General features: G+C 38.6%; 24 protein-coding genes and 1 pseudogene. 22 read left to right on the top strand and 3 right to left on the bottom strand.

Annotation, left to right across the window (positions count from 1 at the left end; all coding sequences use genetic code 11):
- The first annotated feature begins 86 nt into the window (after positions 1 to 86).
- The 4 genes and pseudogenes from P7J36_RS06425 (at position 87) to P7J36_RS06410 (ending at position 3,653) form a co-directional block, all read left to right on the top strand.
- Entirely contained in the window at positions 87 to 1,031 is a 945-nt protein-coding gene (locus P7J36_RS06425) for a DHH family phosphoesterase (RefSeq protein WP_024377089.1), read from the top strand.
- Entirely contained in the window at positions 1,018 to 2,046 is a 1,029-nt protein-coding gene (locus P7J36_RS06420) for an FAD:protein FMN transferase (RefSeq protein ID WP_408551532.1), read from the top strand. Before P7J36_RS06425 ends, P7J36_RS06420 begins: the two co-directional genes overlap by 14 nt.
- A gap of 259 nt (positions 2,047 to 2,305) precedes the next feature.
- Positions 2,306 to 3,259, top strand: a pseudogene (locus P7J36_RS06415) (IS30 family transposase).
- Between the two features lie 151 nt (positions 3,260 to 3,410).
- Positions 3,411 to 3,653 (top strand): type B 50S ribosomal protein L31, encoded by a 243-nt coding sequence (locus tag P7J36_RS06410; protein WP_024379743.1) that lies wholly within the window; start codon positions 3,411 to 3,413, stop codon positions 3,651 to 3,653.
- 102 nt (positions 3,654 to 3,755) lie between these two features.
- On the opposite strand, the gene P7J36_RS06405 is transcribed toward P7J36_RS06410, so the two are convergent.
- Positions 3,756 to 4,898, bottom strand: coding sequence for a tyrosine-type recombinase/integrase (locus tag P7J36_RS06405; RefSeq protein WP_475631995.1), 1,143 nt, complete (start codon positions 4,896 to 4,898; stop codon positions 3,756 to 3,758).
- A 173-nt stretch (positions 4,899 to 5,071) separates the two neighbouring features.
- On the opposite strand from P7J36_RS06405, the gene P7J36_RS06400 reads away from it, so the two are divergent.
- Positions 5,072 to 5,302 (top strand): hypothetical protein, encoded by a 231-nt coding sequence (locus tag P7J36_RS06400; RefSeq protein ID WP_408551534.1) that lies wholly within the window; start codon positions 5,072 to 5,074, stop codon positions 5,300 to 5,302.
- Positions 5,283 to 5,552 (top strand): type II toxin-antitoxin system RelE family toxin, encoded by a 270-nt coding sequence (locus P7J36_RS06395; protein ID WP_408551535.1) that lies wholly within the window; start codon positions 5,283 to 5,285, stop codon positions 5,550 to 5,552. Before P7J36_RS06400 ends, P7J36_RS06395 begins: the two co-directional genes overlap by 20 nt.
- Before the next feature lie 317 nt (positions 5,553 to 5,869).
- Here P7J36_RS06395 and P7J36_RS06390 read toward each other — a convergent pair whose 3' ends face one another.
- Both P7J36_RS06390 and P7J36_RS06385 read right to left on the bottom strand, forming a co-directional pair.
- The gene (locus P7J36_RS06390; RefSeq protein ID WP_408551536.1) at positions 5,870 to 6,562 is read right to left on the bottom strand and encodes a DUF3800 domain-containing protein; all 693 of its coding nucleotides are present in this window, start codon (positions 6,560 to 6,562) and stop codon (positions 5,870 to 5,872) included.
- A gap of 55 nt (positions 6,563 to 6,617) precedes the next feature.
- Entirely contained in the window at positions 6,618 to 7,142 is a 525-nt protein-coding gene (locus P7J36_RS06385) for a helix-turn-helix domain-containing protein (protein WP_408551537.1), read from the bottom strand.
- Positions 7,143 to 7,293: 151 nt separating this feature from the next.
- Here P7J36_RS06385 and P7J36_RS06380 point away from each other — a divergent pair, with 151 nt between their 5' ends.
- From P7J36_RS06380 to ezrA, 16 genes are all read left to right on the top strand, one after another.
- Positions 7,294 to 7,482 carry a helix-turn-helix domain-containing protein gene (locus P7J36_RS06380; protein WP_012027461.1) on the top strand — a complete coding sequence of 63 codons (189 nt, stop codon included), beginning with the start codon at positions 7,294 to 7,296 and terminating at the stop codon, positions 7,480 to 7,482.
- Positions 7,483 to 7,799: 317 nt separating this feature from the next.
- Positions 7,800 to 8,090: a hypothetical protein gene (locus P7J36_RS06375; RefSeq protein WP_408551538.1), complete on the top strand. Its 291-nt coding sequence runs from the start codon at positions 7,800 to 7,802 to the stop codon at positions 8,088 to 8,090.
- Positions 8,080 to 8,301, top strand: coding sequence for a hypothetical protein (locus tag P7J36_RS06370; protein WP_408551539.1), 222 nt, complete (start codon positions 8,080 to 8,082; stop codon positions 8,299 to 8,301). The genes P7J36_RS06375 and P7J36_RS06370 overlap by 11 nt, the downstream gene beginning before the upstream one ends.
- Positions 8,279 to 8,728: a hypothetical protein gene (locus P7J36_RS06365; RefSeq protein WP_408551540.1), complete on the top strand. Its 450-nt coding sequence runs from the start codon at positions 8,279 to 8,281 to the stop codon at positions 8,726 to 8,728. Before P7J36_RS06370 ends, P7J36_RS06365 begins: the two co-directional genes overlap by 23 nt.
- A complete protein-coding gene (locus tag P7J36_RS06360) occupies positions 8,721 to 9,128 on the top strand; it encodes a hypothetical protein (RefSeq protein ID WP_029996574.1) in 408 nt (135 codons plus the stop codon). The genes P7J36_RS06365 and P7J36_RS06360 overlap by 8 nt, the downstream gene beginning before the upstream one ends.
- A 130-nt stretch (positions 9,129 to 9,258) precedes the next feature.
- A complete protein-coding gene (locus tag P7J36_RS06355) occupies positions 9,259 to 9,522 on the top strand; it encodes a hypothetical protein (RefSeq protein ID WP_024385458.1) in 264 nt (87 codons plus the stop codon).
- A gap of 371 nt (positions 9,523 to 9,893) precedes the next feature.
- Positions 9,894 to 10,193: a hypothetical protein gene (locus P7J36_RS06350; RefSeq protein WP_044763007.1), complete on the top strand. Its 300-nt coding sequence runs from the start codon at positions 9,894 to 9,896 to the stop codon at positions 10,191 to 10,193.
- Between the two features lie 236 nt (positions 10,194 to 10,429).
- Positions 10,430 to 10,630 carry a hypothetical protein gene (locus tag P7J36_RS06345; protein WP_408551541.1) on the top strand — a complete coding sequence of 67 codons (201 nt, stop codon included), beginning with the start codon at positions 10,430 to 10,432 and terminating at the stop codon, positions 10,628 to 10,630.
- Positions 10,623 to 11,195 carry a hypothetical protein gene (locus P7J36_RS06340; RefSeq protein WP_253213148.1) on the top strand — a complete coding sequence of 191 codons (573 nt, stop codon included), beginning with the start codon at positions 10,623 to 10,625 and terminating at the stop codon, positions 11,193 to 11,195. Before P7J36_RS06345 ends, P7J36_RS06340 begins: the two co-directional genes overlap by 8 nt.
- Before the next feature lie 14 nt (positions 11,196 to 11,209).
- Positions 11,210 to 12,742, top strand: a complete 1,533-nt coding sequence (locus P7J36_RS06335; RefSeq protein WP_408551542.1) for a DNA primase family protein — start codon at positions 11,210 to 11,212, stop codon at positions 12,740 to 12,742.
- Between the two features lie 309 nt (positions 12,743 to 13,051).
- Positions 13,052 to 13,246 (top strand): hypothetical protein, encoded by a 195-nt coding sequence (locus P7J36_RS06330; protein ID WP_408551543.1) that lies wholly within the window; start codon positions 13,052 to 13,054, stop codon positions 13,244 to 13,246.
- Positions 13,233 to 13,775, top strand: coding sequence for a site-specific integrase (locus tag P7J36_RS06325; RefSeq protein ID WP_024385450.1), 543 nt, complete (start codon positions 13,233 to 13,235; stop codon positions 13,773 to 13,775). The genes P7J36_RS06330 and P7J36_RS06325 overlap by 14 nt, the downstream gene beginning before the upstream one ends.
- Before the next feature lie 1,517 nt (positions 13,776 to 15,292).
- Positions 15,293 to 16,522: an FtsW/RodA/SpoVE family cell cycle protein gene (locus tag P7J36_RS06320; protein WP_408551544.1), complete on the top strand. Its 1,230-nt coding sequence runs from the start codon at positions 15,293 to 15,295 to the stop codon at positions 16,520 to 16,522.
- A gap of 13 nt (positions 16,523 to 16,535) precedes the next feature.
- Complete coding sequence (locus P7J36_RS06315; protein WP_105116412.1) at positions 16,536 to 17,075, top strand: DJ-1 family glyoxalase III; 540 nt, start codon at positions 16,536 to 16,538, stop codon at positions 17,073 to 17,075.
- A 181-nt stretch (positions 17,076 to 17,256) separates the two neighbouring features.
- Positions 17,257 to 19,209 carry a DNA topoisomerase (ATP-hydrolyzing) subunit B gene (gyrB, locus tag P7J36_RS06310; RefSeq protein WP_002939427.1) on the top strand — a complete coding sequence of 651 codons (1,953 nt, stop codon included), beginning with the start codon at positions 17,257 to 17,259 and terminating at the stop codon, positions 19,207 to 19,209.
- An 88-nt stretch (positions 19,210 to 19,297) separates the two neighbouring features.
- Positions 19,298 to 21,022, top strand: coding sequence for a septation ring formation regulator EzrA (gene ezrA, locus P7J36_RS06305; RefSeq protein ID WP_408551545.1), 1,725 nt, complete (start codon positions 19,298 to 19,300; stop codon positions 21,020 to 21,022).
- Positions 21,023 to 21,034 lie beyond the last annotated feature (12 nt).

The following is a 21,034-nucleotide window of genomic DNA, read 5'->3' as shown; positions in this document are numbered from 1 at the left end:
CCAAATTACATAGTAATCTTATTATACCACACTCCCATCATTTTCAAAAGGGGAAGTTTGTGCTAAAATGATGAAAAGGAGTTGCTATGACTATTTATCATACTATTATCGAAAAAATTCGTGAATACGACACCATTATCATTCATCGCCACCAACGACCAGATCCAGATGCCATTGGCAGTCAGGTGGGTTTGCAGAAGCTCTTGCAGAAGAATTTTCCTGAAAAAACCATCAAGGTAACCGGTTTTGAGGAGCCGAACCTTGCTTGGATGGCAGGAATGGACGTAGTTGCAGACCAAGATTATCAAGGAGCCTTGGTTATCGTGACAGATACTGCCAATACGGCACGTGTGGATGATGACCGCTACACTCAAGGGGATTTTTTGATTAAAATCGATCATCACCCCAATGAAGAGCCTTATGGTGACCTGCTCTGGGTCAATACGGAAGCTAGTTCTTGTAGTGAAATGATTGCAGAATTGGCCCTTCAAAGTCAGTTGGAATTGGACGGGGAAACTGCTCGTCTGCTATATGCTGGTATTGTTGGCGATACGGGACGTTTTCTTTATCCGGCGACTAGTTCACGCACTTTTGAAATTGTTGCCCGACTTCGTCAGGAAGATTTTGACTTTGCAAGGATGTCTCGCCAGATGGACACCATTGATTTCAAGATTGCCAAGTTGACAGGTTACGTTTACGACAACTTGGAAGTGGATGAACATGGTGCGGCACGTGTTATTTTGACGCAGGATATTCTCGAAAAATACGGGGTGACCGATGCGGATACATCATTTATCGTTGGGGCTCCAGGACGGATTGGCACTGTACAATCTTGGGGGATTTTTGTGGAACAAACTGACGGAAATTACAGGGTCCGTTTACGCAGCAAGTACATTCCGATAAACGAGATTGCCAAACGCCATGATGGCGGTGGCCACCCACTAGCCAGCGGTGCTAACTCTTATTCCCTTTCCGAAAATGAGCAAATCTATCAAGAAATTCAAGAGGTCGTGAGGAATGCAAGCAAGTAGTCGCTCCCTTCGTCTAATGGGGACTATCATAGAAACTAAAATTTGGCACCCAGATGCAGAACCGATTTTGGATCAGGTTGAAGAGCTGCTTTATCTTTATAAAGACCGGTTTTCTGCCAATGATTTGACGTCTGAATTGATGGAGGTCAATCTAAACGCAGGTGTTCAAGCAGTTCCAGTTGCCGATGACCTGTATGAATTGATTAAATTGGGCAAGGAATACAGTCTTGCTCAGGGATCTTTTTTGAATATTACCATTGGCCCTCTTGTACAAAGCTGGCGGATTGGGTTTAGCGATGCCAAACTTCCAACTCAAGAAATGATCAGTGAAAAACTCCAACTCATCAATCCAAGGGACATTGAATTAGATGATGAGGAGCGGATAGTCTATTTGAGAAAAGAAGGCATGGCGATTGATCTGGGTGCTCTTGCTAAAGGATATGTAGCAGATAAGATTGTCGACTTCTTGAAAAGAATAGGTGTGGAGGCTGGACTGATTAACCTGGGTGGCAATGTTCTGACCTTTGGTCAAGCTCCCCACAATCAAGATGGTTTCTGGCGAATTGGGATTCAGGATCCTCAGAAACCACGTGGTGAAAACGCCCTCGTCCTCAACATAGGAGAAGAATCGGTTGTCACCTCTGGCATTTACGAAAGAACCCTTACCGTGAATGGAATGACCTATCATCATATTTTGAGTCCCGAGACCGGCTATCCAATCGAGTCGCAGCTGGCTAGTTTGACCATTGTGTCCAAACAATCTGTTGACGGTGAGATTTGGACGACTCGACTGTTTGGTCAAGAAATAACTCGGATTTATAAGATGGCAGAAGAAACTGATGGTATCGAGGCGGTTCTGATTGGGCTGGATGGCAGGATTCTAGTGACCTCAGGACTTTCTGAAAAAATACTGGCAGGTAAGGAGCGGATTTCAGACAGTTTGGGCAGTCCTTCAAGAGGGGGATTTGGCGCCAGAGTGACTTCTGACCTGGCATCAGGTGCTTCCGTACTATAACTTGAAAAACTGAAAGTTCTATAATGAAGTTAGCCACCTTACCTTAGTCAAGAATTAGATGTTTGAGTAAGTTGATGATTTCATTTGATAACAGGTTTGAAGCTGTTAGGCTAGGTGGCCAAGGCTAATCATAGCCTTGGTTTAGCTGAAAAAACAGGTTCAAGGGTTCCTGTTGTCAAATGAAATGTGATTTAAGGTATAAGAAAACACCTCTGTGCTATACTTGTTGTTCACCACAAACACAAGGAAAGGCACAGAGATGCAAAAGTATTATACACTAAAAGGGAAACATTTGACAATAGATAACCGTCGCTTGATTGAGCGGTGGAAACTTGAAAATAAGTCAAATCGTGAAATTGCACGCTTGCTTGGAAAAGCTCCTCAAACAATTCATAATGAAATTAAGCGTGGGACAACCTTACAACAAGTGAGAAAAGGGCTATACAAAAAGGTCTATTCTGCTGATTATGCACAAACTGTTTACCAATCCAATCGAAAACGGTCGGTTAAAAAGTTAATTCTAACAAAGGAAATCAGAGAGAAGATCTTACACTATCATAAGCAAAAGTTTTCTCCTGAAATGATGGTTAAGAAGAAGCAAGTGAAAGTAGGGATTTCAACCATTTACTACTGGTTTCATAATGGTCATTTAGGTTTGACAAAAGCGGATATGCTTTATCCTAGAAAATGGAAAGGTGTCAAGAAGCAAGCCAGTCCGAACTTTAAGCCGGCTGGTAAATCAATTGAAGAGCGACCGGAGGTCATCAATCTTCGATTGGAAAACGGTCATTATGAAATTGATACCGTCCTACTGACTAAGGTGAAAAATTATTGCATGTTAGTCTTAACCGACCGGCGGAGCAGACACCAAATTATAAGGTTAATTCCAAATAAAACTGCTGAATCTGTCAATCAGGCCCTTAGGTTACTACTAGCTGAGTATCATATTCTATCAATAACTGCAGATAATGGTTCGGAATTTTGTTGATTGGCTGAAGTGTTTCCTGAGGAACATATCTACTATGCACATCCCTACTCTTCATGGGAAAGAGGTTCAAATGAAAACCATAATCGATTAATTCGGAGATGGTTACCTAAAGGAACCAAGAAAACGACTCCGAAAGAAGTCGCTTTTATAGAAAATTGGATTAACAACTATCCTAAAAAATGCTTGGGCTACAAGTCGCCGAGTGAATTTCTTTTGGGTGGCTAACTTCAACTTGAAATTTTGGATAACTTGAAAAACTTGAAAAAATATTAAAAAAATAGGTAAAAAGACTTGCCATAAGAACAAAGTTTTGGTAAAATTAAATGGTTATAATCTATGGCTCGGAAAGAGACCATGGCAGAAAGGAATTTTTATAATGAAAAAAGATATCCATCCAGAATATCGCACTGTTGTCTTCATGGACACAACTACTGGCTACAAGTTCCTTAGCGGTTCAACTAAGAAATCTAACGAAACAGTTGAATTCGAAGGTGAAACTTACCCATTGATCCGTGTGGAAATTTCATCAGACTCACACCCATTCTATACTGGACGTCAAAAGTTCACTCAAGCAGATGGACGTGTGGACAAGTTCAACAAAAAATACGGTCTCAAATAATCAGCGTTATAAAATCGTTGAAAACGTTGATTTTAAGCCATTCCCGAGCCGTGGGAATGGTTTTCTTTTTGAAATGGTAACGGAAATGGTAACGGCTGGGCGTTACATTCCCAAAAATTGAGCAAACTTTTCAGCCGTTTTTTCTTTTGTATTTTCCGTAACATGCGCGTAAATATTCATAGTCGTTTTTATATCTTCGTGCCCTAGTCGTTCCTGGACTTCTTTAATCGTTGCCCCTGCTTCAAATAATAAGCTACAATGAGTATGGCGGAAACCGTGGGGCGTTATATAAGGCAAGTCATATTTTTTTAAGATACAACGTAGATTATAGTTTATATAATCAAAACTATGGGCGTTGCCTGTTTCTGCTGGAAAAACTAGGTCAGTTGGTTTCACGCGCTGGGGGAAGTTTAAAAATTGTCTAGTCTTTTCCCACTTTTTCAGAATAGACACGGTAATAGGGTCAAGCGTGATAGTGCGCTTACTCTTTTTTGTTTTTGGTGTCTGATAGACAATAGTGTTATTTTCTCCGTATGCTACTATTTGGCTAACTGATAGACGTGAGGTAAAGAAGTCTAAGTCTTTCCACCGTAGGGCAAGAACTTCGCTTTTTCTCATACCTGTAAAGGCGAGTAAGCGGAAAATACAAGCTATTTCTTCCTTGTCTTCCTTTGCTACGCAGTCTAGGAACTTTTGCAAGTCTTCACGGCTGTAGAAGTTCTCTTTTTTCTTTTCTTCTTCATCGACTTCAGAGGATTTACGGGGCTTTATTATCTTCTTCATGGGATTGTCATGAATGTAGCCCAAATTTACCGCAAAATCTAAAACCATTTTAGTCATCCCGATAAAGTTAGCGTATTTCTTGTAGCCCTTAAACCATTCTTGCGCCTGTTTTTGGCACATTGGGAGGCTTATTTTATTCACGTAACACGCGCCAAATGCTGGAATGATATGTAGGTCTGCTTGTGCCTTTTGCCTGGCGTATGTACTAGCCTTTACGGTGTTTTTATAGTGTTCCAGCCATATCTTATACACTTCACTGAAGGTTATTCTATCTGGCTTGTCAAAAAATCCGTCTTGCTCCACTTTTAGAAGAAATTGGCTTTCAGCTATTTTGGCTTCTTTCTTAGTTTTAAAACCTCTTTTCCTTACGCGCTTTTCTTTGCCTGTAAGTGGGTCTATACCTACATAGGCGATATAAGAGTATCTAACAGAGCCGTCTTTTAATTGGTATTGTTTAATCATTTGTTTATTCCTCCTATTGGTTTCCCCACCTAATCGAAAGAATAAAATAGTATGCGCGTGTATTTCATCACGTTTCATATAATGCCGTCAGTTGTCTTTTTGGGCTTTTTGGGTTATACTACAAGTAAATAAGAAGTTAAGGAGTGTATCAGATGACTTTAATAGCTACTAATATGACTACTGAGCAAGTGGCACATCTTAACCACTTAATGGCAGATAACGGCTTGAATTTAGAAGATTTTACGGCTAAAGCGATTTTAGATTACATGGAAGACTTGGAAGACCTTAAGGAGTTAGAACAAGCCCAAATAGATGACGATGGCACGCGCTTTTCACTTGTGGAAGTGATGGCTGAACTTGGACTAACTCAAGAGGATTTAGAGAATGCAGAAATATCGGCTTGAGTTAACTAAAAGGGCTATGAAAGACCTTGCTAAGTTAGATAAACCGACACAAGCCCTAATAGTGAAGTGGCTTCAGCAAAATTTACAGGACACCACAACCCCACGGGCGCACGGTAAAGCCCTAACGGGGCAATTATCTCATCTTTGGCGGTACAGGGTAGGTAATTATCGAATATTGGCAGAAATTCATGACAATACTATCACTATTGAAGTTGTCAAGATAGGACATAGAAAAGACATATACAAGTGAGCTGATAGGCTTGCTTTTTGTTATGCTTTACTAGAAATATTTCCACGCGCCGACCTGCTGGGGTTGGCGTTTTTCGTAATAGGGCAGAATAACAATAAAAGGCAGAATAAACTTATATCCCACCTTTTTTTGTTATGATAAAACTAAAAAAGCCCTTAACTGTTGGCTGGCATACCACACAGGCAGCTTACGACAATACGCAGACACAAACAGAATTACAAGTAGCTTTTTCTATACTTAATATAACTCTTTTTGTTAAATAATTCAACTATTTGTGTCTTTTTTGGCGTTTTTTCGTGCTTTTTTTATTTTTATCACTAAAAAAGGTCTATACACTCACACTTTCCAGCTGGGAAGTATTGGCAATGTTGTATGTTAGTTTGTTTTAGTTTAGTAAGTAGTTCCAGGTTTTCGGTATAGTCTTGATTTTTTGCTACTTGCTTAAACATTCTATACAGATGATTTGCGAAAATATCCGCTATTTGTATCATAGTATGATTAGCAGAGTCAAAGAAATCAACTTTCACATCTGAAACCCTATCACTTTCTACACATAGTTTTGTCTGTAAATACTCTTCAAGGGCTTTTAAACTTTCAACACTCTTGTTTCTATCGTCTAAGTCTAGTTTTAGTAGTGTTTGGTTATTTATGAGCCTATCAGCCTTTAAAAACATCAGATAATTAAAAGTAATGTTTGGTTTTTCTCTTAGCCGTTGTAATGCATTGTAATTGTCAAATACCAGGTAATTGAATTGTATATCTGTTTTTGAAATAAGTTGACTAAAAACGTAGTCTTTAAACTCTATTGACATTTGAGAGCCTTTTATTTCTGATTTGATGTCTAGTAGTACATCGGGATTGTGTTTTAGGTAATTTACTTTGGCTTTTCTGAATACCCGTTTTACTTTTTCTTTGTTTGTGGCAGTCACTCCAGCAATGATAAAAAAACGGTTATTAGGGGCATTGCTAGTAGTAATGCTTCCTGATTCGTCTAAACTGTAATGTTGCATGGTTTCCTTTCTCTTTGATTTATTCCACGCGCCGACCTGCTGGGGTTAGCGTTTTTTAGTTGTCTTTGCTACTCAGTTTTTCTATTAAACTGAACTGATTTTCTATCTTTTCTTGGGAATAAATAGAGTCTATATGCTGAATGAGAAGGTTATCAGGTTTGTAATTATATCGCAAAAGAAAATTAGCAAGTGCTTTCTCACTTCCATATACTTGCGTTTCATATGAAGTGGCAGACCGATTAGCTTTGTCCATTGATTTGAGCAATTCTAAAATATTTGCAATTTGTTCATCATTTAACATTAAATCGGTAAGGGTTAGAAAATCTAAGAACTTTATAAGTGTTTCCTTAACAATGAAATCAGTTATTTCTTGGTCAATGTAGTCCCAATAATCACTATACCCCAACAAATACCCCACACTTACGCCGAAATGGTCAGCGAGTTTTTTAGCATTCTTTGTTCTGATAGAGCTTTCTCCATTTTCCCATTTTTGAAGAGTTCGTAAGTTAACCCCAATTTTTTTGGCTAACTCTTCTTGTGTTAAATTATTTTCTTTTCTCAAAGTTTTTAGCTTATTCATATATTTCAACTACCTTTCATGGCACATTATAACATAAAAATTAAAAATATGAATTATAAAGCCGTATTTTTCTTGACAACGCCTTTTAAATGCGTTAAAATCTCAAGTGTAACAAAAAACGGCTTTTAAGACCGTAAAAGGAGGTGTATAAATGCTACTAACAGAAGACCATGCTAGAAAAGTACGGCGCAAGCGTGCGGACTTAATGCTAACCAAAAAGGCAACGGCTGAAAAGTTAGGTATTAAGCCCCAAACCTTGACCAAAGTAGAGCAGGGTAACTATGACGCTCCGCGCCGTATCTATGAAAGTGTCATAAATTGGCTATTAGAAGATGTGTAAGTTTTCCTAACTACCTTTCACACACACTACAGGAAAACGACACAGACAAAGAAAGGAGACAACCATAGGCGGACTACTTTATCTAACCCTAAAAAAGACAGCTAGGCACATTATAGCTATCTTACAATGGCTATTTACTCATGATTGACCATCGACCAAGGGCAATCACGCGCAGAAAAAGAACTAAACACCATTTTAAGAGCGTAACCCTTAAAACTTCGACCAACGACAAAAACAAATGATTAAACAATAATACGGGTTTCCCCACCTAATCCAAAGAATAAACACGCAGGCGCGTGCTAGAAAGGAACTACAATATGACCACACTTGAAGAATGCTACTGTATGGAGCGTAAAGCCTTCTTAGGACAACGAGCAACACGCCAAGAATTACTAGAAAGGGTTATTTACCTTGAACTAATGGTAATGGATATGGCGGACAGTACACTAGATACAGACTTCCCAGAAATGGCAGTCAATACAACACTAGACCATATCGCAAATTTTGGAGATGAAGCCCTTTACTTACTAGAGAGCCTAGACCATGACGGCGATTATAAAGCCCTTTGGGAGCATACAAAAGACACAGGGGCAGACAATGGCAAGTAAACAACTTGAAGCACTCCTAGAACGTGCTAACAAGTCAGATGAAGAACTAGACTATATTACCGATTATCTAGCTAGTTTGAATAATGAATCCATAGAAACGACCCTAGCGGGCAAATTTGAAGCCGTTAGCCGTTTCATATGGGAGATACAAGGCTATTTACAAGAAAAACTAAAGGAGAAAATACAAAATGAGCAAAAAACAGACCTATAAGGAGTTTAAAAAATGGGTAGACGACCATGTAAACATGGCGGAAGCTATGGGGCTAGATGAAAATAGCGCAGTCTTACCCGATATGGTGGAACAAAACGCGCAAGCATGGGTACAAATTCAAGAAATGCTAGAAGAACACACCTTACATTATCGAGCAAAGGGCAAGAAACGGAAAAAAGCCCGTAAAAACTACACTATTAGCCGTAAAAAGTACCTAGATTTACTAAAACAACTATATGAACTGTATGACCTAGCCGAAAAAGTAGAGGACTTTCAGCCCCTTATACCGAAAGAAGCGGACAAAAAAGAATTTTGTGAACTATGGGTAGGCTTACAAGAAGGGCTAGGCTACTTACTTTCTGAATACAATGGCACTTTGACAGAAAAGGAGCTGGAATATATCGAGGGAGATACGGAAGATGACTAAAACACCATTTACACAGGAACTACTACAACAAGTTTATGAAGATAATGGGCTAGTTAGCTTTGATTTACTCCTAGAACGGCTGAAAGGTTGGACGATTGAGGGAATTAAGGCACGTTTTAACCAATGGCGACACCGTGGCATTATCTCCTATAGCTTGCTGAATGATGAAATTGACGAATTTCAATTCTTAAAAACCAAACGAGAAGAAAAACAAGAAATTACTGAAGGGCGGAAGTTAAAGCTAGACGAGTATTTCAAGCAAGTTTTGGCAACGGCTGACATTATCAATAAGCCAACCGCAAGCGACACAAACCGCCTAAAAGCTATCCAGCTCCAGCAACAAGCCCTAACGGAAATACCCGACGATATTTTCAAAGAATTTTCTGAGGTTTACGCCTAGAGGGTGTTAAATTCTCAAAAAAGGTACATTCTAGCGATTTTTTGGAATGGGTAGTATAAAGATACTAGACAAAGAAAAAACGCCGTATAGACGATTTTAGGCGGTATATTGAACAGAAAGGAAAAAACGAATGACTGAAGCATTATTAAGCGAAAATGCAAGCCTTGAACTTGTCCGCGGTGCCTTAGCTTTGGCGCGTGAAATGGCAAAGGACGAAATAGAACGGCTAAACAAAAAACCCCTAAGACAAGGGGAAGTAATGGAGTTGTACGGCTTTGACCATAAATACATGAAGTATTTGAAGTCATGCGGACTAAGGTCACGCCGTCAAGGGAAGTCTATCTACTATGATGTGCGAGATGTGGACGAAATTTTAGAAAAGTTGAAAGAATGACAACAAAAAAGGCTTACACCAGCGACCAAACTGACAAGCCTTCAAATGATTAAACAATAACTAAGGAAGGGCAACCCCTTGTAAGCCTTTGTTATTGCCTTAATCATACCATATGCACAATAAGAAGGCAAGTTAATATTATTTATTTCAAAATTTTAAAAATCAGATCCAGAACACACTAGCTAGGCTATTATTTTGGCACAGGTTTACTAAGTAAGTTTGGAGCGGGCAACCGCTGGGGATAGTCTAGGCTAGTTCCAAAACATGTATAGTAAAAGAAAAATTGTAGACAGGTCAACACACGAAAAAGCACGCGCCACCACGCGAGCCAATACCAGAAATACAAGAATAAAATACGGAAGGGGGTCAAAATGGACTTAAAAGGAAACGACAAGCGTATATATAGCCTAATCGGTATAGGGATTGAAAAAGCCATCACGGCGCGCCACATAGCACAACAAACCAACCTAGATAAAAGAACGGTTAGGGAATGTGTTAGACGGCTGATAATCAAGCATAAAATACCAATTATTGGCAACCGCAAAGGCAATCATAAGGGCTATTTTATACCAGCCAATCATAGTGAACTTATGGCAGGTATTGGAGCGCTTGAAAAACAAATCGAGGAAGAAAAGAAACGGCTTGAAGTATTGCTAGAAGCCGAGGTATAGAAGTTAAGGGAGTAAAACAACATGCAAGAAATGACAATAGAACAAGCGTTAACACTCATAGCAATCTTTACACCGCTAAACCTCTTTCTATGGTTTAGGGTTGGTTTGGGCAGTTTTCAAGCTCCTAGCAAGCCCCAAAATGTTTCCGAGAGTAAACACCCCAGACAATCTATAAACGATAACTACGGGGCTTATATTTGGCTTGCTGGCAAGAGATATAACTAGGAGTTTCAAAAATGCATATCGAAGAACAACTAAAAAATATTGTAAGAGAAAAACCGGAGCTATTTGATGTGATTTTCGCTTATATAACTGGAAAAATACCAAAAGAGGAAGTAGATTATTTTTTATCTTTATCAGATGAGAAAGATAGGGCTGAATGGGTTAAACAGCAAATAGAGAAACGAAAGAACATAGAAAGGGAAAAAGATGTATAGCATTGTAGAAGTGACTATAAAACGTGGGGAACAAATACTACTAGATTTACTAAAAGACAATCCGACACGCGCAGTAATGCAAGATAATTTTTTCCGCTTTTTCTACTACTTGCCATTTGGTGGTTATATCACACCTTTCAGCCTAAACAACATTACGTTAAAAGTAGTTGAAGAAATACCAGCCCCGAAAGATTGGGAACTTATTAGAGATTATCCAATAAGTATCATGAAAACAAGTCTATTAGCAAAGCTAGAAGACATAGAAAAATATATGTTAGACCAGCAAAGACAGGCAAGCGGGTTATATTTAGATGGCTGGGTGTTTGATACCATCACAAATGGAATTTACACCAAGGAAGAAACGGCTATTTTTATTAGACAAATGTATTTACATGGTTATGATTTTGAACAAGTAGTAGGCTTATTTTCTGCTATTGTGAAACGGTCAAGCCTAGCAAGTTATTTCTTAGACATGATGAAACGGTTTTATTTTGCTGAAGCTACAGGAAATACAATAGCATACATTATCAATCAGCAAAAACAAGATACAAAAATCATAAGCTAGACCATAGAAAGAAGGTGGGTAGTATTACACAGTATGGAAGACAAATAACAGGAGAAACGCAATATAATGCGCGTGATATACGGCTTAGAACGTTTAAAGGTTGGCAAGGGAAAGTGCTGCAATTTGTCCAACACAAGCAGGAAGAACGTCATAGAAAGCTATTAGAAGACGGTTTAGACGATAAGCAAGCACAAGCAGAAATTAAAAAGCCTATTCCACCTTTGGTAGTTGCCGAATACATGGCGGAATTGCTGACAGTTTGCAGAATTGAAAGCGATGAGGGAACAAAACCTGTTTATTTTTATAACCCCGATGAGGGAATTTATATAAATGATAGGGAATTTTTAAAAGACTTTATAAGCATTATAGAGCCACGGCACAACGAAAAAAGGGCTAGCGATTGTATTTACCACTTAACCCGAAAAGCACCACATAGACAGGCGGAAAACGCCCCACATTTGATAATAGTTGGCAATGGTATCTACAACCGAAAGACACGGACACTAGAACCATTTACAGAAACAAAGGTATTCACTCATAAGATACAAACCAACTACAATCCACACGCCCAAAGCCCGACTATAAAGGGTTGGGAGTTTAAGGACTGGCTATTAGATTTGTTTAACGGAGATAAAGAACTTTATCAGTTATCACTTCAACTACTCAACGCCGTTGTACGTGGAGAAAGTTACGCTAAAATGTTTTGGTTTGTAGGAGAAGGTGGAACAGGAAAAGGAACACTACAAGAGTTATTTATCAACCTAATAGGACGGCAGAATATAGCAAGTATAAAGATAACGGACTTAGATGTTAATAATCGCTTTACCCTAGCCCAAGCAATCGGAAAACAAGCCATAATAGGCGATGATGTGCAAGCTGGGGCGGCTATTCGTGATACTTCCAAACTATTCAGCCTAGTTGGTGGGGATACCGTAACGGTAGAGAAAAAAGGGAAAGATGCTTATAGTACCTTTATAAAAACTGTTGTCATTCAATCAACAAACACCCTACCAAAGATACAGGGAGACTATCACGCTATACGGCGTAGAATGGTTATTTTGCCCTTTAATAAGCACTTTAAGGGGAAACCTAACCGAGCAATCAAAAACGATTATATCACGCGCCCTAGTGTCCTAGAATACGTGTTAAAAACAGTTATCGACCTAGATTTTAAGGACTTTATAGAGCCGAGCAAGTCTATAGATTTACTAGATGAATACCAGGAAGCAATAGACCCTGTTTTAGCATTTTCACAAAATCTATTTACTAATTTACATTCTACGTTTATTCCTAATGATTGGGTATGGTGGTACTTTACAGGCTTTGCAGATTATCACAATTTTCAACATAATTTCAGTAGTCAAGGTTTTCATACTCACTTTCCGCAATATTTACCCGATGACTGGGAAAAAATGGCTTATCCTATCAGTCTACCAAGAGGGGCAGACCTTCCCAAAGGTTTCTACCCCAAGGAAGACCAGCCCCACTATTTACCCCTATATGTGCCAATCAAAGGGAAGGCTCAGAGGGGCTATAAGAAAAAATAAGTTACAACACTTACAACACTTGGTACAACACTTTTTAGAAAAAGTGTAGTGACGAAACCCCAACAGCCCCAACGCTTTACATAATATTACTACACTTACTACACTTATTATATATAAAGTAATAAAAAAGAAATATACTTTCTTGTGTATGTATATATATTATAAAAAATTCAACGTATTCAAAAAAAGTGTAGTAAGTGTAGTAATATCTCCAAACCCCTTGCGCCCCAAGGGGTTTCGCTACAACACTTTATAATTCTAAGTGTTGTTAAGCGTTGTAAGGTGTTGTAATTTTAATACAGAAAGAAGGTGGAATTATTGAAGCAAACGAATGTAGAGAACTTCAGAACGCGAACCGATGGAAAGTATAAGGGAATGATGGAAGGGCACGCCCAATGGTTAGAAAACTTAGAGCGTCACTATTTCCCGAATAAGTCCGCTAGTGAATATGACAATCTGAATGCGCGTGAGGAAGAAGGGAAAGAAGCTAATGAATGCAGTTGAGCCAATACGCGACAAAGACGACATTCAAGCCATGAAGGACTATCTAAGGTCATGGAATGAAAGGAACTATATTCTATTTCTTGTGGGAATAAACACAGGTTTTAGAATTGGCGATATTTTAAAATTAAGAGTTAAGGACGTCCAAGGCTGGCACATTCGAGTTAGGGAACAAAAAACTGGGAAACAGAAAACTATCAAAATGACCCGAACCCTAAAGAACGAGTTAAGGAAGTATGTAGAAGGCAAACCGCTTCATCATTATCTATTTCAAAGCCGTAACGGTGTAAACAAACCACTAGACCGCCGTACAGTTTACTGGATATTAAAGACCGCTGGAAATGATTTAGGGATAGAGAATATAGGCACTCATACCATGCGGAAAACATTTGGCTATCATTATTATAAAAAGTATAAGAATGTAGCTGATTTAATGACTATCTTTAATCATTCAAGCCCAGCAATCACGCTAATATACATAGGAGTTAGACAAGATGACCTAGATACTAAGATGGCTAACTTTGACATTTAAAGACAAATATCAAGTATTAATTAGACATAACGAAGAAAATGCTAGTAATAATTAAAGGAATAGCTGAAAGCCTTGATAGTATTGAGTTTAGAGAGTGAAACATAATTAGACAGAATATAAGATATGACTAATTGAACGAACACGAAAACCACTCAAAAAATACAAAAAAGAATATAAAACCATTAAGCCCTTTACATGTTAGTATTAAGGGCTTATATATTGTCTGTAGTGCATTTGGAAGATAGGGGGGGTGTACCCTACCACCCTATCGCCTTTGGACTTCACGCCGTCATTGTACATTTTTTCTCGCATGAAAAATATTATAAACAACTATTACACTGATGATAGTAGTCTAGTATAAATAAGCCCCCATGCCTAAACAAACCGCTTTTCTGTTGGGGAAACGTGCAACGGGAAAGGGACATCGGAAAATATATCTAGCATACATTTATCGTAAGTCAAAAACGAATTAGATTATAATAGATTGTTGATTTTATATTTTACCCCCCCTACCCTGTTGAAATATGTTCAAATGATTGGGAACCGAGTAAGGGAACTTCTTCCAAGTCGGGAACCGTTAGACAAAAAGGGGGTAAAAATTTTGTAGAATTTATGACAAGAGATTTTTTCTATATCCCCCCTGATTTAGAATGTTAGCACATGCAGAAAATAACGGTGTCAATCCTCTTGTGTATCTCTCCCCAAAAATTGACAAAAATTGATACATAAAAAATAATAAAAATACCAATAGTGTAAAATTTGAAATAGACATTAAAAAAGCTGGCAAAACCAACTTTTTGTATATTATTTCATAAAAATGTATAAAATAACTTGTACTTTATTCCTTGGAATAGGTGGGGAAACTCTTTATTTTGGTAACGGAAAAAGTTCCGACTGATGATAATTGATAAGAATATATAAGAATTTAATAAAAACTTTCTTCTATTTATATAGTTATCTTATTATTTAATGAAAAATGATAATAAATAAAAGGGTATAAAATACGGTCTCAAATAATCAGCGTTATAAAACTGTTAGAAACGTTGATTTTAAGCCATTCCCGAGCCTTGGGAGTGGTTTTCTTTTTGAAAAAGTAACGGCTGGCGCTACATTCCCAAAAATTGGGCGAACTTTTCAGCCGTTTTTTCTTTGCCTCTAGAAATTGGAGAGGGCTTTTTGGGTGTGTGATTGCCAAAATGATTGCCATTGGTTTACATACTCATGAATTGAGCAAACTTAAGGGGTGTGTGAAGGTAAAGCATTATATTTCAGCCTGTTCGAAGGTATGAAAGTATACGTATTTTATGATTTGTGCACTAGTGATACTCTTCGAAAATCAAAATTATCCGTTGTCAAGAGCCTTGATGAACTCCAGTTCTATCTTCGACTTCGTTTCCTAGGCTACTTTTGATTTTCGTTGAGTATAAATCGTATCCCCTCAGATGTAACTAGATTTTTAGTTTCAATGAGAGATGATTTTTGCTATAATGGAACGAGTAAGAATTTGAAGTGAAAGTATGAGGAAATTGATGAAAAATAGGGGAACAATCGATAGTCGAGTAGACTACTCACTTATTTTACCGGTCTTTTTTTTATTAGTTGTGGGGATTATTTCTCTCTACATTGCGGTTAGTCAAGATTATCCGGATAATGTTGTACAGATGGTTGGTCAACAAATTGCTTGGATAGGAATTGGAACAGTGGCAGCTTTTTTGGTCATGTTCTTTTCCACTAAGTTTCTGTGGCAAATCACACCTTACTTGTACGTACTTGGGCTAGGACTTATGGTATTGCCTTTGTTTTTCTACAGTCCAGACTTAGTAGCGTCAACGGGAGCAAAGAACTGGGTAACGATTGGTGGAATGACTCTTTTCCAACCATCCGAATTTATGAAAATAGCCTACATCATTATGTTGTCAAGGGTGATTGTCACCTTTCATAAGTATTATCCAAATCGAAAAATTCGTGAGGATTTTATGTTGATTGGTTATATGACACTGTTTACTATCCCAGTCCTGATTTTGTTGACCTTACAGAAAGATTTAGGAACTTCCTTAGTATTTGTAGCAATCTTTAGCGGAATGCTTCTATTATCAGGAGTTTCTTGGAAAATTCTATTACCGACTGCCTTAACGGGGATTGTTTTGGTTGGTGGATTTATGCTGATTTTTATTTCTCCTGGTGGAACAACATTCCTCCACAATTTGGGGATGGATACTTATAAAATCAATCGTATTGCAGCCTGGCTTGATCCTTTTAAAAATGCCCAATCAACGACCTACCAGCAAGCTCAAAGTTTGATAGCTATCGGAAGTGGTGGCTTAAAAGGACTAGGTTTCAATAAAACAAATCTTCTTATACCTGTTCGAGAAAGTGATATGATTTTTACGGTGATTGGAGAGGATTTTGGTTTTATTGGAGGGACGGTATTGATTGGACTATACTTGTTGCTCATTTATCGAATGCTGCGGGTAACGTTGAAGTCAAACAATCGATACTACACCTATATATCAACTGGCTATATCATGATGCTCTTGTTCCATGTGTTTGAAAATATTGGTGCTGCAACTGGTTTGTTACCTCTAACAGGTATTCCTTTGCCGTTTATCTCCCAAGGTGGTTCGTCCATGGTTTCAAATCTGATTGGTGTTGGTCTAGTGCTGTCAATGGGGTATCAGTCACGACTAGCTGATGAGAAGGAAACAAATCGATCACGTCGCTATAGAAAAATTACGATAAAACGTTAGAAAGTTGGTTTATATGACAAGAGTTGCGGTTGTTTTAGCCGATGGTTTTGAAGAAATCGAAGCATTGGCCCCTGTAGATGTATTTCGTCGAGCTCGTTTTGACTGTCAGATTGTTGGTTTAGATAGTCATGAAGTGGAGGGATCGCACGGTATTCGTGTTCAAACTGACCAAGTCTTTGATGGAGACCTGTCTTACTTTGATCTGATTGTGTTACCAGGAGGAATGCCAGGTTCTGTCCACCTTAGAGATTCAGAGTCACTGATTACGGAATTGCAAAGAGCGGTTGCATCAGGAAAATCAGTAGCAGCAATTTGTGCGGCACCAATTGTTCTGGATAAGGCTGGTTTGTTAGATAGTCGTCACTATACATGTTTCCCAGGGAAAGAAAAAGACATTCCGTCAGGTATCCATCTGGAAGAGGATGTGGTCGTTGATGGTCCAATTATCACTAGCCGAGGCGCTGGAACAAGTTTGGATTTCGCCTATAAATTGGTTGATTTATTTGGTGGAGATGGGGAAAGCCTAGCTCAAACAATGGTTTATCATAGTTAAAGTAATGAAGAAGATGGAGCTAATGTTTCCTCTTCTTTTTTCTATCAAAATATTAGAAAATATGGTATAATAAAGGGTATTCGTTAGAATGATTTTTGCTCTAAAAATATGTCTCGCTTTTATCCAGATGGATTGGCTTTTCTATTTTTAAGGAGCAACAAATAGAAAATAAGGAAAAGAAATGACAGAAGAAATCAAAGATTTACAAGAGAAGGCTCAAGAATATGATGCCAGTCAGATTCAAGTCTTGGAAGGTCTTGAAGCTGTTCGAATGCGTCCAGGGATGTATATCGGCTCAACATCTAAAGAAGGTCTCCATCACTTGGTTTGGGAAATTGTCGACAACTCAATCGATGAGGCGCTGGCTGGTTTTGCGGATAAAATTGAAGTTTATATTGAGCCAGATAACTCCATCACGGTTATTGATAATGGACGTGGTATTCCGGTAGATATTCAGGAAAAAACTGGTCGTCCAGCGGTAGAAACTGTCTTTACAGTGCTCCATGCAGGTGGTAAATTTGGCGGAGGCGGTTATAAGGTCTCAGGTGGATTGCACGGCGTAGGTTCATCAGTCGTAAACGCCCTATCTACTCAGCTAGACGTCCATGTCTACAAAAATGGTCAGGTCTATTTCCAAGAGTATAAACGAGGTGAAGTCGTTGCAGATTTGGAGGTTGTTGGAGAAACAGACCGTTCTGGTACAACTGTACATTTTACACCTGACCCAGAAATTTTTACTGAGACGACTGAGTTCGACTTTGCAAAATTAAATAAGCGGATTCAAGAATTGGCCTTCCTAAATCGTGGTTTAAATCTCTCTATTACGGACAAACGTGAGGGAGTAGAGCAAACAAAGGAATATCACTACGAAGGTGGTATTGCTTCCTATGTTGAGTATCTTAATGAGAACAAGGATGTCATTTTTGAGACCCCTATCTATACAGAAGGTGAAATGGATGATATTACCGTTGAGGTTGCCATGCAATATACAACGAGTTATCATGAAAACGTAGTTAGTTTTGCCAACAATATTCATACGCATGAAGGTGGTACCCATGAGCAAGGATTCCGTACAGCTCTGACACGTGTTATCAACGACTACGCTAAGAAAAATAAAATTCTCAAAGAAAATGAGGATAATTTGACTGGTGAAGATGTGCGTGAAGGCTTGACAGCGGTCATTTCTGTTAAGCACCCAGGTCCTCAATTTGAGGGACAAACTAAGACAAAACTTGGGAATAGTGAAGTGGTCAAAATTACCAACCGCCTTTTCTCTGATGCCTTTGCAGAATTTCTTTTGGAAAATCCACAGATTGCTAGACGGATTGTTGAAAAAGGGATCTTGGCAAGCAAGGCTCGTATTGCTGCTAAGCGTGCGCGTGAGGTAACTCGTAAGAAATCGGGTCTTGAGATTTCAAACCTCCCAGGTAAGTTAGCGGACTGTTCCTCAAATGATGCAACGAAGACAGAGCTTTTCATCGTTGAGGGGGACTCAGCCGGTGGTTCAGCTAAATCCGGTCGCGACCGTGAATTTCAGGCTATTTTACCGATTCGTGGTAAGATTTTGAACGTAGAAAAAGCCAGCATGGACAAGATTTTGGCCAACGAAGAAATCCGTAGTCTATTTACAGCTATGGGAACTGGCTTTGGTGCGGATTTCGACGTTAGCAAGGCACGTTATCAAAAATTAGTCATTATGACAGATGCCGATGTCGATGGTGCCCATATTCGGACACTCCTTCTGACATTATTTTACCGCTACATGCGTCCTGTTGTAGAAGCGGGATACGTATATATCGCTCAACCACCTATTTACGGTATCAAGGTTGGAAGTGAGATAAAAGAATATATTCAACCTGGGGTTAATCAAGAGCAAGAATTGCAAGATGCCTTAGAAAGACATAGTACGGGACGGTCCAAGCCAACGATTCAACGTTACAAAGGTTTGGGAGAAATGGATGATCATCAGTTGTGGGAAACTACGATGAATCCTGAAAATCGTCTCATGGCACGCGTTTCAGTTGATGATGCGGCAGAAGCCGATAAGATTTTTGACATGCTAATGGGGGATAAGGTTGAACCTCGTCGAGAGTTTATCGAGGAAAATGCTGTTTATTCAACATTGGATGTTTAAAAACTAAAAAAACAAGTGCATATACTAGAGATTTATGGTATAATTAAGCGATATTTTCTAGTAATTACTATGAGCTAAGGAGATTTACATGCCTACAGGAACAATCATCTTAATCGTTTCGATTGTTATTATTTTAATCATTGCCTATGTAGCTTGCCTGATTGTTCGTAAACGAAATGACAACCTTTTGGTTGCATTGGAAGAACGTAAGGAAGAGCTATTTAACCTTCCAGTTAATGAAGAAGTCGAAGCTGTCAAAGCACTTCATTTGATTGGTCAAAGTCAGGTGTCATTCCGTGAATGGAATCAAAAATGGGTTGATTTGTCGCTCAATTCATTTGCCGACATTGAAAATCATATCTTTGAGGCAGAAGGCTATAACAATGCCTTTCGCTTTGTGAGTGCAAAGAATGCTATCGACAGTATCGAAAGCCAAATTGATTTAATTGAAGAAGACATCGCCTCTATCCGTCATGGTTTGATGGAGTTGAAGGAGCAAGAAGAGAAAAACTCTGGTCGCGTAAAACATGCGTTAAACTTGTTCGATAGTTTACAGGAAGCTGTTCGTGAAAATCCAGATAGCTACGGTGAGACACTACCAGAACTTGAGAAACAATTGAAAAATATTGAAGTTGAGTTTTCTGAATTTGTGATGCTCAATTCCTCAGGTGACCCGATTGAAGCTTCTGAAATCCTTGATAAGACTGAAGAGCATATGATTGCTCTCAATCAAATCATGGATCGCATTCCAAGTTTGATTGAACGAGTTACAAAAGATTTCCCAGAGCAATTGGAAGATTTGGAGTCGGGTTATCGGAAACTGGTTGAGCAGAATTATTTGTTCACAGAAGCTAACATCGAGTCACAGTTCCAAAATATTCGCGTTTCAATTCGTGAAAATACTGCTTTGATTGTTTCCTTTGATTTGGATGCGGCAGAAGCTGAAAATGAGGGAATTCAAGCAAAAATTGATCATTTGTATAAAGTCTTCAATCGTGAAATCGAAGCGAATAAGGAAGCTGTTAAGATTAGTAAAAACTTGCCAAAATTCTTGGAGCATGTTGTCCAAAATACACAGCTCTTGGATGAGGAAAGCCAACGCCTAAATGCAACTTACTTGCTGGCAGATAGCAAACTTTCACGGATCAATCAGCTTAAAGCTCGTTTGGAATCGATTGAAATTGTTGTTACAGAAAGTGTGGAAGACATTGAAAATCCACAAGTTGCATATTCTATTTTGGAAGAGCGTTTGGACCATTCATTGGCAAGCTTGAAAGAAGTCGAAGAGGAGCAGCTTGTTTTAGCCGACTATCTTAAATCACAAGAATTGTCAGAGAACACAGCGCGTAAGAAAGCTACACTTTATATCAACAAATTGCATACCCTTAAGCGTTATATGGAAAAACGCAACCTTCCAGGAATTCCAGCTGAATTTTTAACAAACTTCTTTAGAACGAGCGATCATGTGGAAGCCTTGATTGCCGAGTTAGACTATAAACGAATCAATATCGAAGTTGTTAACCGTTTGTTGGAAAATGCAACGTATGATATGAATCAATTGGAAGAGTTAGCGTATTTGATTGTGCAAAATGCGACTTTAACAGAGCAGTTGCTACAATACTCTAACCGTTATCGTTCATTCGATGAAAGTGTGCAAAAAGCATTTAACCGTTCATTATCAATTTTTGAAAAGGATTTTGATTATCAAGCAGCATTTGAAGAAATTTCATTTGCTTTGGAAACAGTTGAACCTGGTGTAACAGAGCGTTTTGTACGTTCATACGAAAAAACTCGCGAAGCCATTCGCTACTAGATAAAAAGCCAT

Origin of the sequence: Streptococcus suis, from assembly GCF_046032115.1 — a bacterium.
GTDB classification, from domain to species: Bacteria; Bacillota; Bacilli; order Lactobacillales; family Streptococcaceae; genus Streptococcus; species Streptococcus suis_AJ.
The sequence above is the reverse complement of the archived record's forward strand: the minus strand, read 5'-3'. Positions and strand labels throughout refer to the sequence as shown.

Excerpts from the sequence above, each read along its gene's own strand:
- P7J36_RS06320 (WP_408551544.1), top strand. The coding sequence starts at position 15,293 with ATGAGGAAATTGATGAAAAATAGGGGAACAATCGATAGTCGAGTAGAC.
- P7J36_RS06340 (WP_253213148.1), top strand. The coding sequence starts at position 10,623 with ATGTATAGCATTGTAGAAGTGACTATAAAACGTGGGGAACAAATACTA.
- P7J36_RS06420 (WP_408551532.1), top strand. The coding sequence starts at position 1,018 with ATGCAAGCAAGTAGTCGCTCCCTTCGTCTAATGGGGACTATCATAGAA.
- P7J36_RS06375 (WP_408551538.1), top strand. The coding sequence starts at position 7,800 with ATGACCACACTTGAAGAATGCTACTGTATGGAGCGTAAAGCCTTCTTA.
- P7J36_RS06380 (WP_012027461.1), top strand. The coding sequence starts at position 7,294 with ATGCTACTAACAGAAGACCATGCTAGAAAAGTACGGCGCAAGCGTGCG.
- P7J36_RS06370 (WP_408551539.1), top strand. The coding sequence starts at position 8,080 with ATGGCAAGTAAACAACTTGAAGCACTCCTAGAACGTGCTAACAAGTCA.
- P7J36_RS06355 (WP_024385458.1), top strand. The coding sequence starts at position 9,259 with ATGACTGAAGCATTATTAAGCGAAAATGCAAGCCTTGAACTTGTCCGC.
- P7J36_RS06350 (WP_044763007.1), top strand. The coding sequence starts at position 9,894 with ATGGACTTAAAAGGAAACGACAAGCGTATATATAGCCTAATCGGTATA.
- P7J36_RS06325 (WP_024385450.1), top strand. The coding sequence starts at position 13,233 with ATGAATGCAGTTGAGCCAATACGCGACAAAGACGACATTCAAGCCATG.
- P7J36_RS06365 (WP_408551540.1), top strand. The coding sequence starts at position 8,279 with ATGAGCAAAAAACAGACCTATAAGGAGTTTAAAAAATGGGTAGACGAC.
- P7J36_RS06425 (WP_024377089.1), top strand. The coding sequence starts at position 87 with ATGACTATTTATCATACTATTATCGAAAAAATTCGTGAATACGACACC.
- P7J36_RS06405 (WP_475631995.1), bottom strand. The coding sequence starts at position 4,898 with ATGATTAAACAATACCAATTAAAAGACGGCTCTGTTAGATACTCTTAT.
- ezrA (WP_408551545.1), top strand. The coding sequence starts at position 19,298 with ATGCCTACAGGAACAATCATCTTAATCGTTTCGATTGTTATTATTTTA.
- P7J36_RS06345 (WP_408551541.1), top strand. The coding sequence starts at position 10,430 with ATGCATATCGAAGAACAACTAAAAAATATTGTAAGAGAAAAACCGGAG.
- P7J36_RS06400 (WP_408551534.1), top strand. The coding sequence starts at position 5,072 with ATGACTACTGAGCAAGTGGCACATCTTAACCACTTAATGGCAGATAAC.
- P7J36_RS06390 (WP_408551536.1), bottom strand. The coding sequence starts at position 6,562 with ATGCAACATTACAGTTTAGACGAATCAGGAAGCATTACTACTAGCAAT.
- P7J36_RS06385 (WP_408551537.1), bottom strand. The coding sequence starts at position 7,142 with ATGAATAAGCTAAAAACTTTGAGAAAAGAAAATAATTTAACACAAGAA.
- P7J36_RS06315 (WP_105116412.1), top strand. The coding sequence starts at position 16,536 with ATGACAAGAGTTGCGGTTGTTTTAGCCGATGGTTTTGAAGAAATCGAA.
- P7J36_RS06360 (WP_029996574.1), top strand. The coding sequence starts at position 8,721 with ATGACTAAAACACCATTTACACAGGAACTACTACAACAAGTTTATGAA.
- gyrB (WP_002939427.1), top strand. The coding sequence starts at position 17,257 with ATGACAGAAGAAATCAAAGATTTACAAGAGAAGGCTCAAGAATATGAT.
- P7J36_RS06395 (WP_408551535.1), top strand. The coding sequence starts at position 5,283 with ATGCAGAAATATCGGCTTGAGTTAACTAAAAGGGCTATGAAAGACCTT.
- P7J36_RS06410 (WP_024379743.1), top strand. The coding sequence starts at position 3,411 with ATGAAAAAAGATATCCATCCAGAATATCGCACTGTTGTCTTCATGGAC.